The organism is Pseudomonas sp. GW821-FHT01E05 (genome assembly GCF_059422425.1).
Genome location: NZ_JBWKWW010000001.1, coordinates 36,882 through 50,711, shown reverse-complemented (window position 1 = coordinate 50,711; position 13,830 = coordinate 36,882). Strand labels below are relative to the sequence as shown.

The 13,830-nt window shown below is 58.4% G+C and carries 15 protein-coding genes; 5 read left to right on the top strand and 10 right to left on the bottom strand.

Features of this window, described 5'->3' with window-relative positions; translation table 11 throughout:
* Window positions 1-15: 15 nt before the first annotated feature.
* From AC07W5_RS00240 to zur, 7 genes are all read right to left on the bottom strand, one after another.
* Window positions 16-789, bottom strand: a complete 774-nt coding sequence (locus tag AC07W5_RS00240; RefSeq protein WP_495022591.1) for a MetQ/NlpA family ABC transporter substrate-binding protein — start codon at window positions 787-789, stop codon at window positions 16-18.
* Window positions 790-851: 62 nt separating this feature from the next.
* A complete protein-coding gene (locus AC07W5_RS00235; protein WP_494991127.1) occupies window positions 852-1,526 on the bottom strand; it encodes a methionine ABC transporter permease in 675 nt (224 codons plus the stop codon).
* Window positions 1,526-2,533 carry a methionine ABC transporter ATP-binding protein gene (locus tag AC07W5_RS00230; RefSeq protein ID WP_494991128.1) on the bottom strand — a complete coding sequence of 336 codons (1,008 nt, stop codon included), beginning with the start codon at window positions 2,531-2,533 and terminating at the stop codon, window positions 1,526-1,528. The genes AC07W5_RS00235 and AC07W5_RS00230 overlap by 1 nt, the downstream gene beginning before the upstream one ends.
* A 404-nt stretch (window positions 2,534-2,937) precedes the next feature.
* The gene (locus AC07W5_RS00225; RefSeq protein ID WP_495022590.1) at window positions 2,938-3,654 is read right to left on the bottom strand and encodes a PA5502 family lipoprotein; all 717 of its coding nucleotides are present in this window, start codon (window positions 3,652-3,654) and stop codon (window positions 2,938-2,940) included.
* 37 nt (window positions 3,655-3,691) lie between these two features.
* Entirely contained in the window at window positions 3,692-4,480 is a 789-nt protein-coding gene (gene znuB / locus AC07W5_RS00220) for a zinc ABC transporter permease subunit ZnuB (RefSeq protein WP_494991130.1), read from the bottom strand.
* Window positions 4,473-5,258 (bottom strand): zinc ABC transporter ATP-binding protein ZnuC, encoded by a 786-nt coding sequence (gene znuC / locus AC07W5_RS00215; RefSeq protein WP_494991131.1) that lies wholly within the window; start codon window positions 5,256-5,258, stop codon window positions 4,473-4,475. Before znuC ends, znuB begins: the two co-directional genes overlap by 8 nt.
* Window positions 5,258-5,740 (bottom strand): zinc uptake transcriptional repressor Zur, encoded by a 483-nt coding sequence (gene zur, locus AC07W5_RS00210; protein WP_495022589.1) that lies wholly within the window; start codon window positions 5,738-5,740, stop codon window positions 5,258-5,260. The genes znuC and zur overlap by 1 nt, the downstream gene beginning before the upstream one ends.
* Before the next feature lie 57 nt (window positions 5,741-5,797).
* On the opposite strand from zur, the gene AC07W5_RS00205 reads away from it, so the two are divergent.
* Entirely contained in the window at window positions 5,798-6,727 is a 930-nt protein-coding gene (locus tag AC07W5_RS00205) for a zinc ABC transporter substrate-binding protein (RefSeq protein WP_495022588.1), read from the top strand.
* A 67-nt stretch (window positions 6,728-6,794) separates the two neighbouring features.
* Here AC07W5_RS00205 and AC07W5_RS00200 read toward each other — a convergent pair whose 3' ends face one another.
* Window positions 6,795-7,745, bottom strand: coding sequence for a homoserine kinase (locus tag AC07W5_RS00200; protein ID WP_494991134.1), 951 nt, complete (start codon window positions 7,743-7,745; stop codon window positions 6,795-6,797).
* A 60-nt stretch (window positions 7,746-7,805) separates the two neighbouring features.
* Complete coding sequence (locus AC07W5_RS00195; protein ID WP_489073875.1) at window positions 7,806-8,096, bottom strand: DUF2782 domain-containing protein; 291 nt, start codon at window positions 8,094-8,096, stop codon at window positions 7,806-7,808.
* Between the two features lie 74 nt (window positions 8,097-8,170).
* Here AC07W5_RS00195 and polA point away from each other — a divergent pair, with 74 nt between their 5' ends.
* Complete coding sequence (polA, locus tag AC07W5_RS00190) at window positions 8,171-10,939, top strand: DNA polymerase I (protein ID WP_495022587.1); 2,769 nt, start codon at window positions 8,171-8,173, stop codon at window positions 10,937-10,939.
* Between the two features lie 288 nt (window positions 10,940-11,227).
* Here polA and yihA read toward each other — a convergent pair whose 3' ends face one another.
* Complete coding sequence (gene yihA / locus AC07W5_RS00185; protein ID WP_495022586.1) at window positions 11,228-11,869, bottom strand: ribosome biogenesis GTP-binding protein YihA/YsxC; 642 nt, start codon at window positions 11,867-11,869, stop codon at window positions 11,228-11,230.
* 190 nt (window positions 11,870-12,059) lie between these two features.
* Here yihA and AC07W5_RS00180 point away from each other — a divergent pair, with 190 nt between their 5' ends.
* The 3 genes from AC07W5_RS00180 (at window position 12,060) to AC07W5_RS00170 (ending at window position 13,830) form a co-directional block, all read left to right on the top strand.
* Window positions 12,060-12,350, top strand: coding sequence for a c-type cytochrome (locus AC07W5_RS00180; RefSeq protein ID WP_495022585.1), 291 nt, complete (start codon window positions 12,060-12,062; stop codon window positions 12,348-12,350).
* 46 nt (window positions 12,351-12,396) lie between these two features.
* Window positions 12,397-13,002: a c-type cytochrome gene (locus tag AC07W5_RS00175; protein WP_495022584.1), complete on the top strand. Its 606-nt coding sequence runs from the start codon at window positions 12,397-12,399 to the stop codon at window positions 13,000-13,002.
* A gap of 198 nt (window positions 13,003-13,200) precedes the next feature.
* The gene (locus AC07W5_RS00170; RefSeq protein WP_494991139.1) at window positions 13,201-13,830 is read left to right on the top strand and encodes a thiol:disulfide interchange protein DsbA/DsbL; all 630 of its coding nucleotides are present in this window, start codon (window positions 13,201-13,203) and stop codon (window positions 13,828-13,830) included.

Below are 13,830 nucleotides of genomic sequence, written 5' to 3'. Positions count from 1 at the left end.
ACGATCTGCAGCCAATCAGAACGCTGGCAGTACGGCGCCTTTGTATTTTTCCAGAATGAATTGCTTCACTTCCGGGCTGTGCAGGGCAGCAACCAGTTTCTTCATCGCATCGCTGTCCTTGTCGTCCGGACGAGCAACCAGGATGTTCACGTAAGGCGAGTCTTTGCCTTCGATGATCAGCGCATCTTTGGACGGATCGAGCTTGGCTTCCAGAGCGTAGTTGGTGTTGATCAGGGCCAGGTCGACCTGGGTCAGCACGCGCGGGATGGTGGCGGCTTCCAGTTCACGGAACTTCAGGTCTTTGGTGTTCTCGGTGATGTCTTTGATCGTCGAAAGAATGTTGTTCGAATCTTTCAGCTTGATCAGCCCGGCCTTGTTCAGCAGCAGCAAGGCGCGACCGCCGTTGGTGGCGTCGTTAGGAATTACCACGTTGGCGCCGCCTGGCAGATCCGCCAGCGCTTTGTATTTGCTGGAGTAAGCACCCAGTGGCTCCAGGTGTACGCCGGCAACGCTCACCAAGTGAGTGCCCTTGGTCTTGTTGAACTCATCCAGGTACGGCTGGTGCTGGAAGAAGTTGGCGTCCAGACGCTTCTCTGCGACTTGTACGTTCGGCTGGATGTAGTCGGTGAAGACTTTGACCTTGAGGTCGACGCCTTCTTTGGCCAGTGCCGGCTTAACGAATTCGAGAATTTCCGCGTGGGGAACCGGGGTCGCGGCCACGGTCAGGGTTTGTGCGGCCTGAGCGGAAAACGCGGCAACGGCAGCGAAAGCGACGAGTAGTTTTTTCATCCAGCAAACTCCTTGTTAGGCGCCTGTTTCAGGCGCCTGCCAGCCGTGGCCGGCAGTTGCATTTATTTTCGGGAAAAGTGCACCACCAGCTTGTCGCCGACGGTTTGCAGAACTTGTACCAGCACCAGCAGCAAAATCACCGTGACCACCATGACGTCGGTCTGGAAACGCTGATAGCCGAAACGGATCGCCAAATCACCAAGACCGCCTGCGCCGACCACACCGGCCATTGCGGTGTAGGACACCAGCGTGATCGCCGTCACGGTGATTGCAGCGTAAATACCCGGCCGCGCTTCCGGCAGTAAGGCATTGGTGATGATCTGCCGCGTGGTGGCGCCCATGGCTTGGGTCGCCTCGATGATCCCGCGATCCACTTCACGCAGTGCAGTTTCCACCAATCGTGCAAAAAATGGCGTCGCACCTACTACCAGCGGCGGAATAGCACCGGCCACACCCAGCGAGGTGCCGGTGATCAGTACAGTGAACGGGATCATCACGATCAACAGGATGATGAACGGCAACGACCGCAGGATGTTCACCACCAGCGACAGCAGCGCGTAGATGCTCTTTTGCTCAAGCAATTGGCGCGGGCTGCAGAGAAACAGCAGCACACCCAGCGGCAGGCCGAGCAACACGGTGAACAGGAGCGAACCGCCGAGCATCATCAGGGTATCGCCGGTGGCCAGCCAGATCTCGAACCAGTCGATGTTGGCGAAGAAACTCATCAGGGCTTCCATTAGCGCAGCACCTCCATATGGACGTCTGCCGCGGTGAAGTGGGCAAAGGCCGCTTCCATGTCACCGCCAGTGACGGCCAGGGTCAGTTGCCCGTAAGGGACGTCTTTGATGCGGTCGATACGCCCGGCCAGAATGCTGTAGTCCACACCGGTCTCGCGGGCGACGGTGCCCAGCAGCGGCGCGTAGGTCGCTTCACCCTGAAAGGTCAGACGCACGATACGGCCCGGGACATGGGCGAAGTCGTCGCGCTGTTCGTTTTCGTCGATCTGCTCGTCTTCCTGCACAAAGCGCTTGGTGGTCGGGTGCTTGGGATGCAGGAACACCTCGGCCACCGGACCCTGCTCGACGATCACGCCGGCATCCATCACGGCCACCCGGTCGCAGACGCGACGAATCACGTCCATTTCATGGGTGATCAGCACGATGGTCAGGTTCAGCTCGCGGTTGATCTGCGCCAGTAATTGCAGGACCGATGCAGTGGTTTGCGGGTCAAGGGCGCTGGTGGCTTCGTCGCAGAGCAGGATTTTTGGCTTGGTTGCCAGCGCACGGGCGATGCCGACACGCTGTTTCTGGCCGCCGGACAGTTGCGCCGGGTACTTCCTGGCGTGGTCGGCCAAGCCAACCCGTGCCAGCAACTCGGCCACACGCAGGTCGATTTCGCTGCGCGACAATTCGCCGGCGAGGGTCAGTGGCAGCGCAACGTTGTCGGCAACGGTCTTGGATGCCAGCAGATTGAAGTGCTGGAAAATCATCCCGACCTGCTGACGAAAACGCCGCAGACCATTGGCATCGAGCGCGGTGACTTCCTCGTCATCGACGATTATCTTGCCGCCGCTTGGGGCTTCCAGGCGGTTGATCAGGCGCAGCAGGGTACTTTTACCCGCACCGGAATGGCCGATCAGGCCGAATACCTGACCATCCTCGACACGCAGACTGGTCGGATGCAGAGCGGGAATATCCTTACCGGCGACCCGGTAGGTTTTATGGACGTTTTGGAACTCGATCACGTAGCGAACCTTGTGGGGCGCGTTAGAAAAGGATCAGCGGTTAGCCGGGCGCGCATTTTAGCCTGTCTATATAGAGGTTCTTAGCATTTATTTCGCATTCAACCAGTCATTTGGCAATAACGCGATCAAAGGTCATAAAAAACCAACGGCTCAAATGCGCCGATAGCGCAGCTGCCTTCAGTAGCGTGCGAAGTGATATTTGAGTCGGGTGGTTAAAGGCGTTGAAGGCGTTTTTTGCGGAGATTGCTCAGCATCGCATGTGGGAGCCCGGGCCCAAGGCCAAGGCGATTCCGGTTTGAGGTTTTTTATTGATAGAGGGGATGCCATCGCGGGCAAGAACTGGGCGTCCCCCCTGCTCCATAGATCATAAAATTCCGTTGGAGCGAGGCTTGCCCGCGATGCTTTTAAGGCTTGCGCGGGCTCAGAACCATTTGCGCCGGGATGTTGCGAATGATCTGCCGTTCCAGCTTGAGATCGAACTCTGAATCGAGTTTCTTCACCCGTTTGGTCAACAGCGTGGCCAACCATGGATAGTCGTCGGTGCGCGGCGCTTGAATGCTCACATCACACTGAAAATTCACTACGTCTGTGGCGATCGCATCCAGTTGCTTGCGCAGTTGCTTGATGTTGGTGAGGTTCAAGGCGACGGTGGTGCTTGCGGCCGTAGGGTCGATCACCTTGGCGACAGGTTTGGCTTCGGCGGCTTTCAACGCAGCTTCGGCTTTATCAAGCTCGGCCTTGCGGGCGTGGGTGATAGCGCTGTTGACGCCACCCGTCAGTGCCGGCGCTTTAGGCATCAGTGCGCGGGCCCGACTCAGTGCGGTGGCGGCGGCGTTGACATCACCTTTTTGCAAGACGATCTGGCTGCGTTGCAAATAGGCTTCGGCCAACTGGCGTTGATACTGCTCAAGCTGAGGGTCGTTGGGCGACTCGGCCTGTAACGCGCTCAACTGATCCTCGGCGGTGGCCAACTCGCTGCTGGCGAGGTTTTGCTCCAGCTGCGCGATGGCCACGGCCCGGGCATCCGGGGTCGCTGTGGCCGCGGGCGGCGTGCTTTGGCAGGCACCCAGCAGCAGGGAAAATGCGACAACGAGCAGATAACGGGATGCGAACGGCTTCATTCCTGCGACTCTCTAAATGCGCAAAAAACGAGCAAGTCTACACCCCTCTGCGGGGCAGGACAAAACTCAGCAGAAACAGCGCTGCAGCTGTGACCACAATCGACGGGCCGGCCGGGGTATCCTTGAGCCAGGACAAGGCCAGGCCGCCACACACCGCAAGCATTCCCAGCAGGCTCGCGCCAAGGGCCATCTGCTCCGGTGATCGAGCATGACGTTGAGCCGCGGCAGCGGGAATGATCAGCAACGAAGTAATCAGCAATACACCGACGATTTTCATCGCGACCGCGATCACCACGGCAATCAACAGCATCAAGGTCAGACGCAACGCCGCCACCGGCAGGCCTTCGACCGTGGCCAGTTCTTCATGCACAGTGATCGCCAGCAGTGGTCGCCACAACGTCACCAGCAACACCAACACCGCCGCGCTGCCGCCGAGAATCCAGGCCAGGTCAGTCGGGCTGATCGCCAGCAGGTCGCCGAACAGATAGGCCATCAGGTCGATCCGCACTTCATGCATGAAGCTTAGTACCACCAGGCCCAGAGACAGGGTGCTCGGTGCGAGAATCCCTAACAATGTGTCGGAAGCCAGAGGCTGACGCTGCTGCAAGGTCACCAGCAACACCGCCAGCGACAGGCAGCCCACGGTGACTGCCACCGTCGGGCTGACATCCAGCAGAAAGCCGAGGGCAACGCCAAGCAAGGCCGCATGGGAAAGGGTATCGCCGAAATAGGCCATGCGCCGCCAGACCACGAACGAGCCCAGCGGACCCGCTACCAACGCCAGGGCCAAGCCTGCCAGCAGAGCGTAAAACAGAAAATCAGCCATGCTTGCAGCTATCTCCGTGAACATGGGCGTGGGCCGTGGGGGCCTCGCTGACCACAGCACCATGCAGGTCATGGGCGTGATCGTGATGGTGGTGATAGATCGCCAGGCTTTGCGCGTTCTTGCCAAATAGCTCGACGAACGCTGGATCGCCACTGACATGCTCGGGATGCCCGGAGCAGCAGACATGGCGATTCAGGCAGACCACCTGGTCGGTGGTGCTCATGACCAAATGCAAATCATGGGAAACCATCAGCACCCCGCAACCGTGGCGGTCGCGCAGGCGTGTGATCAGACTGTACAGCTCGGCCTGGCCGGCGACATCGACGCCTTGCACTGGCTCATCGAGCACCAGCAATTGCGGTTCGCGCAACAATGCACGGGCCAGCAGCACGCGCTGCATCTCTCCGCCGGAGACGCTCTGCACCGGGCTGTCGATTACTTGTTCGGCACCGACTTCTTTGAGCGCGGCCAAGGCTCGCGAGCGATCCACGCCTGGCACCAGACGCAAAAAGCGCAGCACGGACAGCGGTAAAGTTGGGTCGACGTGCAGCTTCTGCGGCATATAACCGATTCGCAGTTTCGGCTTGCGCCAGACACTGCCGCTGTCCGGCTTGAGCAGACCCAGTACGGCACGCACCAGAGTAGTCTTGCCGGCGCCGTTAGGGCCGATCAGGGTGACGATCTGCCCTGGCTCGACGCTGAGCTGGATGTTGTCCAGCACGGTTTGCCCGGCAAAAGTCACCGCTACCTGCTCGAGGCGGATCAATGCAGTGCTCATCAAGCCCCCTGGCAACCGGAGCAGAGGCCGACCACTTCAACGGTTTGCGCTTCGACCATAAAACCGACATCGCGAGCGCTGGTGATGATCGCGTCGCTGATGGTTTTTTGTTCGAGTTCGATGGCAGCGTGGCATTCACGGCAAATCAGGAACTGGCCCTGGTGAGCGTGTTCCGGGTGATTGCAGCCAACGAAGGCGTTGAGGGACGAAATGCGATGCACCAGACCGTTTTCCAGCAAGAAGTCCAGCGCCCGGTAAACGGTCGGCGGCGCGGCGCGGCGACCATCCTGTTCGCTGAGCACGGCGAGGATGTCGTAGGCGCCAAGGGGTTTGTGGCTCTGCCAGACCAGTTCCAGGACGCGCCGACGCAGTGCGGTCAGGCGCAAACCTTGACGGGCACACAGGGCATCGGCTTCCGACAGCGCGCTGTGCACGCAGTAAGAATGGTCATGGGGACGGCTGGCCAGCGGTGTTTTAGGCATGAGCGGCGACGATAATTGTGAGAGACGTTATTATGTTACCCGTTCTCGCCTCTCCGAGTGGTCATCGTGTCCCGACTTTTTGCCATTTATGTCGCTTTTGCTGCCAGTTTGTTCGTGATCAGCCCTGCTCACGCCGAAGTGAAAGTACTTACCAGTATCAAACCCTTGCAGCTGATCGCCGCGGCAGTGCAGGACGGCGTCGGTGTGCCCGAGGTATTGCTGCCGCCGGGCGCCTCCCCGCATAACTTTGCCCTGCGCCCTTCCGACGTACGGCGGGTACAGTCGGTGGATTTGCTCTACTGGATCGGCCCGGACATGGAAGGCTTCCTTCCGCGCGTACTCAAGGGCCGCAGCCTGCCGTCTATCGCCGTTCAGGACTTGCCGGGCCTGAAGTTGCGCCGCTTTGCCGAGGATAGCCACTCCCATGCGGAAGAGGCCAATGAGCATGATCACGATCATCGACCCGGTAGTCTTGACGCGCACCTCTGGCTGTCGCCGGTCAATGCCCGGGTGATTGCGGCGAAAATGGCTGCGGATCTGAGTGCGGCCGACCCGGACAATACCACTCGCTATCAGAGCAACCTCAAGGCTTTCAATGAGCGCCTCGATGCCTTGGACACACGTCTGAAAGCCCGATTGGCCGGCATTGAAGGCAAGCCTTACTTTGTCTTCCACGAAGCGTTCGATTACTTCGAAGATGCCTACGGTCTCAAGCATACCGGAGTGTTCAGCGTCGCGGCCGAAGTGCAACCGGGTGCACAGCACGTGGCAGCGATGCGCAAGCGCTTGCAGGAAGTTGGCAAGACCTGCGTATTCAGTGAGCCTCCGCTGCGTCCACGGCTGGCGGAAACCCTGGTAGCCGGTTTACCGGTGAAACTGGCGGAACTGGATGCATTGGGCGGTTATACACCGGCCACTGCCCAGGGTTATGAGCAGGTGCTGGAAAAGCTGGGGAATGACTTGGCAGGCTGTCTGGAGCAGTTGTAAGCAGGGATGTTGTGGTAACCCTTTTCGCAGGCAGGAGCCAGGTGCCTGGCTCTTGCCCGCGATGCGTTCAAATGGCGAACGGCAACGGCGTACTGACCTTCTGACGTTGCGCCAAGCGCTGCTGAAACTCCATCGGATCGTGAATCAACACGTCCTGTCCGGCAAACGACTCGGCGGCGATCAGTCGTGACAACCAGAAGCGCACGCAGGCCACCCGCAACATCGTTGGCCACAGCTCGGCTTCAGCCGCGGTGAACGGACGCAACGTCGCATAAGCACCCAGCAAGGCCCGCGCACGTGGTCCGTCGATCACCCCGGCTTTATCCGAACACCAGTCATTCAAGGCGATTGCCACGTCGTAGAGCATCGGTCCTGAACAGGCGTTGTAGAAGTCGATCAGCCCGGTCAGGTGCGTGCCTTCGAACATCGCGTTATCGCGGAACAAATCGGCGTGGATGTTGGCCCGTGGCAGCGCCAGGATTTTCGCCTTTTGCTGAGCGATCTCGTCCAGAGCACCTTGCAGCAGGCTGCTTTGCTCGGGGTTCAGGTTCGGCATCAACTGCGCACCTTCGGCCAGCATCCAGTCCAGGCCACGATCGGTCTTGCGCTCCAGTACTTTGCCTTGGGTGGCCAGGTGCAGATGAGCGAGCAGGTCTGCGACCTGCGCGCAGTGCTGCGCGTTGGCCTCTTTGATGTGTTTGCCAGCCAATCGCGGTTGCAGCAACGCCGGTTTACCGGCGAGTTCGCGCAATGCGATGCCGTCGGTAGTACGCAGGGCGTAAGGCACCGGCAGATCAGCGTCATGCAGCACGTCCAGCAGTTCGATGAAGAACGGCATTTCCTGGACCGGACCGCGCTCTACCAGGGTCAGGACAAACTCGCCCTGCTCCAGACTGATGAAGAAATTGGTGTTTTCGCTACCTGCGGCAATCCCCTGAAAATCAAGCAGGCGGCCGAGCCCATAAGGGGCGAGAAAGGTTTCCAGCTCGGGCCGAGCCAGGGGGGTAAACACAGACATGGTTAAAAACTGCTCAGTTCGGGCGCCGCGATTGAGCCAGCGCCGATTAAAGTTAAGAAACTACTTCCACGTAAAAATTTCCCACGACGGAATCAGCATATCCGGCTGATCCGATCGGATGAAGTTTGCTTCTGTTCCGTCCGCGCGCACCAGAAAGTACGGTTTGCCGCCCTTCGGTGTGACTTTGATCGCATACAGGAAGCCGTTCTGACGGTATTCCTGAATGGTTTTGTCACCTTCGGTGTGGATGGTGACTTGCGGTTCTGGAGTCGGTGCATCATCAGCTGCCATCACGGCCAGGGGAGTCATGGCAAAGAAGCCAGCCAGCAACAAGCGATTTAGTGTGCGCATGATAACCTTGTCCCTTTGTCGTCAACGGTCCCGCTATTCTAGCGCCGGACCCGCCGAAAAGGTTGATCCTGCTCATGAGCCAAGCCCCCCTCGTCCTGGTGGACGGTTCTTCTTACCTGTACCGCGCCTTTCATGCGCTGCCACCGCTGACCACATCCAAAGGCCTGCCGACCGGCGCGGTCAAGGGTGTACTGAACATGCTCAAGAGTCTGCGCAAGCAGTACCCTGACAGCCCGTTCGCGGTGGTTTTCGACGCCAAGGGCGGGACATTTCGCGATGACATGTACGCCGAGTACAAGGCCAACCGTCCGAGCATGCCCGATGACATGCGGGTACAGATCGAGCCGTTGCATGCGAGTGTGATCGCATTGGGCTTTCCGTTGCTGTGCGTAGAAGGCGTAGAGGCCGACGATGTGATCGGCACGCTGGCCCGTAGCAGCGCAGCAGCCGACCGCCCGGTGGTGATCTCCACGGGCGACAAGGACATGGCACAACTGGTCGACGGGCACATTACCTTGGTCAATACAATGACCGGTAGCGCGATGGATGTGGCTGGCGTGAAAGAGAAGTTTGGCGTCGCTCCCGAACAGATCATCGATTATCTGGCGCTGATGGGCGATTCGTCCGACAACATCCCCGGTGTTCCGGGCATTGGGCCAAAGACCGCTTCCGGTTTGTTGGTGGGCGTGAATGGCGGTCTGGTCGAGTTGTACGCGCAACTCGATATCGTGCCGACCCTGCCGATTCGCGGTGCCAAGACCCTGCCGGCCAAGCTTGAAGAGCACAAGGAGATGGCCTTCCTCTCCTATCAACTGGCGACCATCAAGGTCGACGTGCCGCTGGATATCGGGCTCGACGACCTGCATCTGGGTGAGCCTGATCGCGAAAAGCTCGCCGAGCTCTACACCTTGCTCGAATTCAAAAGCTGGTTCGAAGAATTGCAGCGCGAGGCCAAGCGCACGGAGCAGGAAATCGTCGAAGCTGTGGAGGAGGTCGCAGTCGACGCTGAGGTAAAGTACGAAACCATCCTCGACCAGGCGCGATTCGATGTCTGGCTGAAAAAGCTTAACAACGCCAGCTTGATTGCCTTTGATACCGAAACCACCGGCGTCGACGCGCAGCAAGCGCAACTGGTGGGCCTGTCTTTCGCCGTACAAGCCAATGAAGCGGCCTACATCCCGCTCACTCACTCTTATATGGGGGTGCCCGAGCAACTGGATCGCGACACCGTCCTGCGAGCCTTGAAACCGTTACTGGAAGACCCGAGCAAACTCAAGGTCGGCCAGCACGCCAAGTTCGACATGAACATTCTGGCCAACTGCGCCATCGGTGGTGATCAAGCCTGTGGCATTTCGGTGCAAGGCATTGCCTTCGATACCATGCTCGAATCCTATGTACTGGATTCGACGGCGACCCGCCACGACATGGACAGCCTGGCGCTCAAGTACCTGGACTACACCACCACCAGCTTCCAGGACATCGCTGGCAAAGGCGCAAAGCAACTGACCTTCGACCAGATTTCTCTGGAGCTGGCCGGACCCTATGCGGCCGAAGACGCGGACGTGACCTTGCGTTTGCATCAGGCCCTGCAGGAAAAACTCACGGCCATCCCGAGTCTTTGTAACGTGCTGAGGGAAATCGAGATGCCGCTGGTACCAGTCCTGGCGCGGATTGAACGTCAGGGGGCGTTGGTCGATGCCAATCTGCTAGGTATTCAGAGTGTCGAACTGGGCGACAAGCTGGTCGCTCTTGAACGCGAAGCCTTTGCCATTGCCGGTGAAGAATTCAACCTCGGTTCGCCCAAGCAATTGGGCGTGATTCTGTATGAGAAACTCGGCTTACCGATTCTCAGCAAAACTGCCAAAGGCCAGGCCTCGACGGCCGAAGCTGTGCTGGCGGAACTGGCCGAGCAGGACTTCCCGCTGCCCAAGGTGCTGATGCAGTACCGCTCCATGAGCAAGTTGAAAAGCACCTACACCGACCGCTTGCCTGAGCAGATCAACCCGCGTACCGGGCGGATTCACACCTCCTACCATCAAGCGGTGGCGGCGACCGGGCGTTTGTCTTCCAGCGATCCGAACCTGCAGAACATTCCGATCCGTACTGCTGAAGGTCGGCGGATTCGTCAGGCATTTGTCGCGCCTGAGGGCTACAAACTGCTAGCGGCCGACTATTCGCAAATCGAACTGCGGATCATGGCGCACCTGGCCAAGGATGAAGGTTTGTTGTACGCCTTCCGTCACAATCTGGACGTGCACAAGGCGACCGCTGCCGAGGTGTTCGGCGTTGAGCTGGCAGAGGTCACCACCGACCAGCGCCGCAGTGCCAAGGCCATCAACTTCGGTCTGATTTACGGCATGAGCGCGTTCGGCCTGGCCAAGCAGATCGGTGTCGACCGCAAGCAATCACAAGCCTATATCGACCGCTATTTTGCTCGTTACCCGGGCGTGCTTGAGTACATGGAGCGCACTCGCGCCCAGGCTGCAGAGCAAGGTTTCGTTGAAACCATCTTCGGTCGTCGCCTCTACCTGCCTGACATCAACGCAAAAAACCCGGCCTTGCGCAAAGGCGCCGAGCGTACGGCAATCAACGCGCCTATGCAGGGCACGGCGGCTGACATCATCAAGAAAGCCATGGTCGCGGTGGATAACTGGCTGACGTCTTCAGGTCTGGACGCCAAAGTCATCCTGCAGGTACACGACGAACTGGTGCTTGAAGTTCGCGAGGACCTGGTGGACCGGGTTCGCGATGAAATTCGCGTCCATATGAGTGGTGCTGCGTCGCTCGATGTGCCGCTTTTGGTCGAAGTAGGTGTCGGAAATAACTGGGACGAGGCTCATTAACCTGTCTTGAGGATGCCTTTTGCTGCGGCATCGTGCCGCGGCAAAGGCTGGCTAAGGGCTATTGGTTCGGAAAACCGGGCCGGTTATTACCAATAGTTTTTGAACCTGTCCGGAACTAAATCCGCGAACCGCCACTCAGATTTACTGAATGGCTGGTGAAGCCCTTCGATGCTCCTATGTTGTGTTAAGTGTTGGCAGATATCTGGACCCCGCCCTAGCGGTCCGGAATTTGAACCCCGAACTTCTCCTCCCCATACGAAGTCCGGGGTTTTTTTTGCCTGAAATTCCTTATTCCGTAGCCTCTGCGCCTTTATCGGCCAGTTCCATCCAGCCCGCCAGTACAGTGTAGGCATCTTCCAGACCAAGGCGTTTCGGTGCGGAGAACAGCTGGATGGTGATGGTATCGCCCCAGCCTTTGCGGATGTCCGCCTGCACTTTGAGCAAGGTGTTTTTCGCTGCCCCGTAGGTCAGTTTGTCGGCCTTGGTCAGCAGGATGTGCATCGGCATGCCGCTGGCTACAGCCCAATCGAGCATCAGCAGGTCGAAGTCAGTCATTGGATGACGGATGTCCATCATCAAAATCAAACCTTTCAAACTCTGGCGACCGCCCAGATACGCTTCCAGGTGGCGCTGCCAGTGAAGTTTCAGCGGGATTGGCACTTTGGCGTAGCCGTAACCTGGCAGGTCGACCAAACGGCGATCATCGTCTAGCTTGAAGAAGTTCAGCAGCTGTGTGCGACCCGGAGTCTTCGAGGTTCGGGCCAGGCTGGCGTGAGTCAGGGTGTTCAGAGCGCTGGACTTGCCGGCGTTGGAACGCCCCGCGAAGGCCACTTCAAAGCCTTCGTCGTCGGGACATTGGTCAACTTTGGCCGCGCTGAGCATGAAGGTGGACTGTTGGCACAGACCGAGAATGGGGTTCTTGAGTTGCATGGGATTTCCGATGTGGGCGGTGCCGAGAATGGACGCGGCGAGCAGTGTCGTTTCCGTTTCAGTAACGCCAGTATATAATGCCGCAGATTTTGTGTGCGCTTTGTCCCGGCGTAGGATGAAGTTCACGGGAGCGATTGACCGAAATTGCGCACTAGAACGCAGCTCGCTCTCAACCCTGAAAGGTCGTTTTATGACGAAATGGCTGCTAGCTGCCGGTGTCTTGATGCCGCTTTACAGTGCGCAGGCTACACAGGATCCGGAAGCTGTGTACAACCGTGTTTGTAGAGCCTGTCATTCCGGCCAACTGCCAACGGCGCCTGTAAAGGGTGATCTGGAAGCCTGGAAGCCAAGATTGGCGCAAGGTATGGAGACGCTGGTGCAACACGTGACCCAGGGTTTCAAGGCGATGCCGCCGCGTGGTTTGTGCATGGACTGCAGTGCCGAGGATTACCAGGCAATCATCCACTGGATGAGCGAGTGATCCCGGTCCATAACTCTTTAACCCTTAGCCGTAGTTGGATTAGCTGATGAACAAATTGATCGTGAGTCTGCTGTTGACCCTGGGGATCTCCGGCATTGCCCATGCTGCAGGCGATGCGACTGCTGGTCAGGCGAAAGCCGCAGTATGTGGCGCCTGTCATGGCTCGGATGGCAATAGCATGGCGCCCAACTTTCCAAAACTGGCGGGTCAGGGCGAACGCTACCTGAACAAGCAATTGCACGACATCAAGTCCGGCAAGCGCACCGTTCTGGAGATGACCGGCCTGCTGACCAACCTGAGCGATCAGGATCTGGCTGATCTCTCGGCCTACTTCGCCAGCCAGAAGGGCAGCGTCGGCGCAGCAGACCCGAAAGTCGTGGCTCGCGGTGAAGAGTTGTTCCGTGGCGGCAAGCTGGACCAGGGCATGCCTTCCTGCACCGGTTGCCACTCGCCTAACGGTGCAGGCAACGTCGCTGCTGCTTTCCCGCACCTGGGTGGCCAGCACGCTCAATACATCGCCAAGCAACTGACCGATTTCCGTGAAGGTAACCGTACCAACGACGGTGACACGAAGATCATGCAAAGCATCGCGTCCAAATTGAGCAACAAGGACATCGAAGCGGTGTCCAGCTATATTCAAGGCCTGCACTAAGGGTGGATCAATTGACGTTGTGCATGACTTACATCTTTTGCAACGTTAACGCTCTATTAATCCATTGATGCAAGCATAAAAAGGGTGGCTTTGGCCGCCCTTTTTTGTGGCTGCTGCCGTTACACTAGAAATCAAGCCCGACTGGGCCTGTCTGAGTGCAGGTCGCATGAGGCGACCTTATTTGTCCAGGAGTAAAGCATGCGTAATCTGATTCTCAGCGCCGCATTCGTCACAGCCAGTCTGTTTGGCATAACCGCCCAAGCTGCCGAGCCGCTTGAAGCTGGTAAACAATATGTCGAATTGAGCAGCGCCGTTCCGGTTGCCATACCTGGCAAGATCGAAGTAGTGGAGCTGTTCTGGTACGGCTGCCCGCATTGCTACGCGTTCGAGCCAACCATCAATCCCTGGGTTGAAAAGCTCCCTGCCGATGTGAACTTCGTACGTATTCCGGCCATGTTCGGCGGTATCTGGAACGTTCACGGCCAGTTGTTCATTACCCTGGAAGCCATGGGCGTGGAGCACAAGGTTCACAAAGCGGTCTTCGACGCGATCCACGGTGGCAAGAAACTCGCGACTCCAGAAGAAATGGCCGAGTTCCTGGCGACCGAAGGCGTCGACAAGGATAAATTCCTGAGCACCTACAATTCCTTCGCCGTTAAAGGCAAGGTTGAAGATGCCAAGAAGAAGGCTCAGGCCTATCAGATCTCCGGTGTACCGACCATGGTCGTCAACGGCAAGTACCGCTTCGACCTCGGCACTGCCGGTGGCCCTGAAGGCGCCTTGAGCGTGGCTGACCAGTTGATCTCCAAGGAGCGCGCCGCTAAGTAA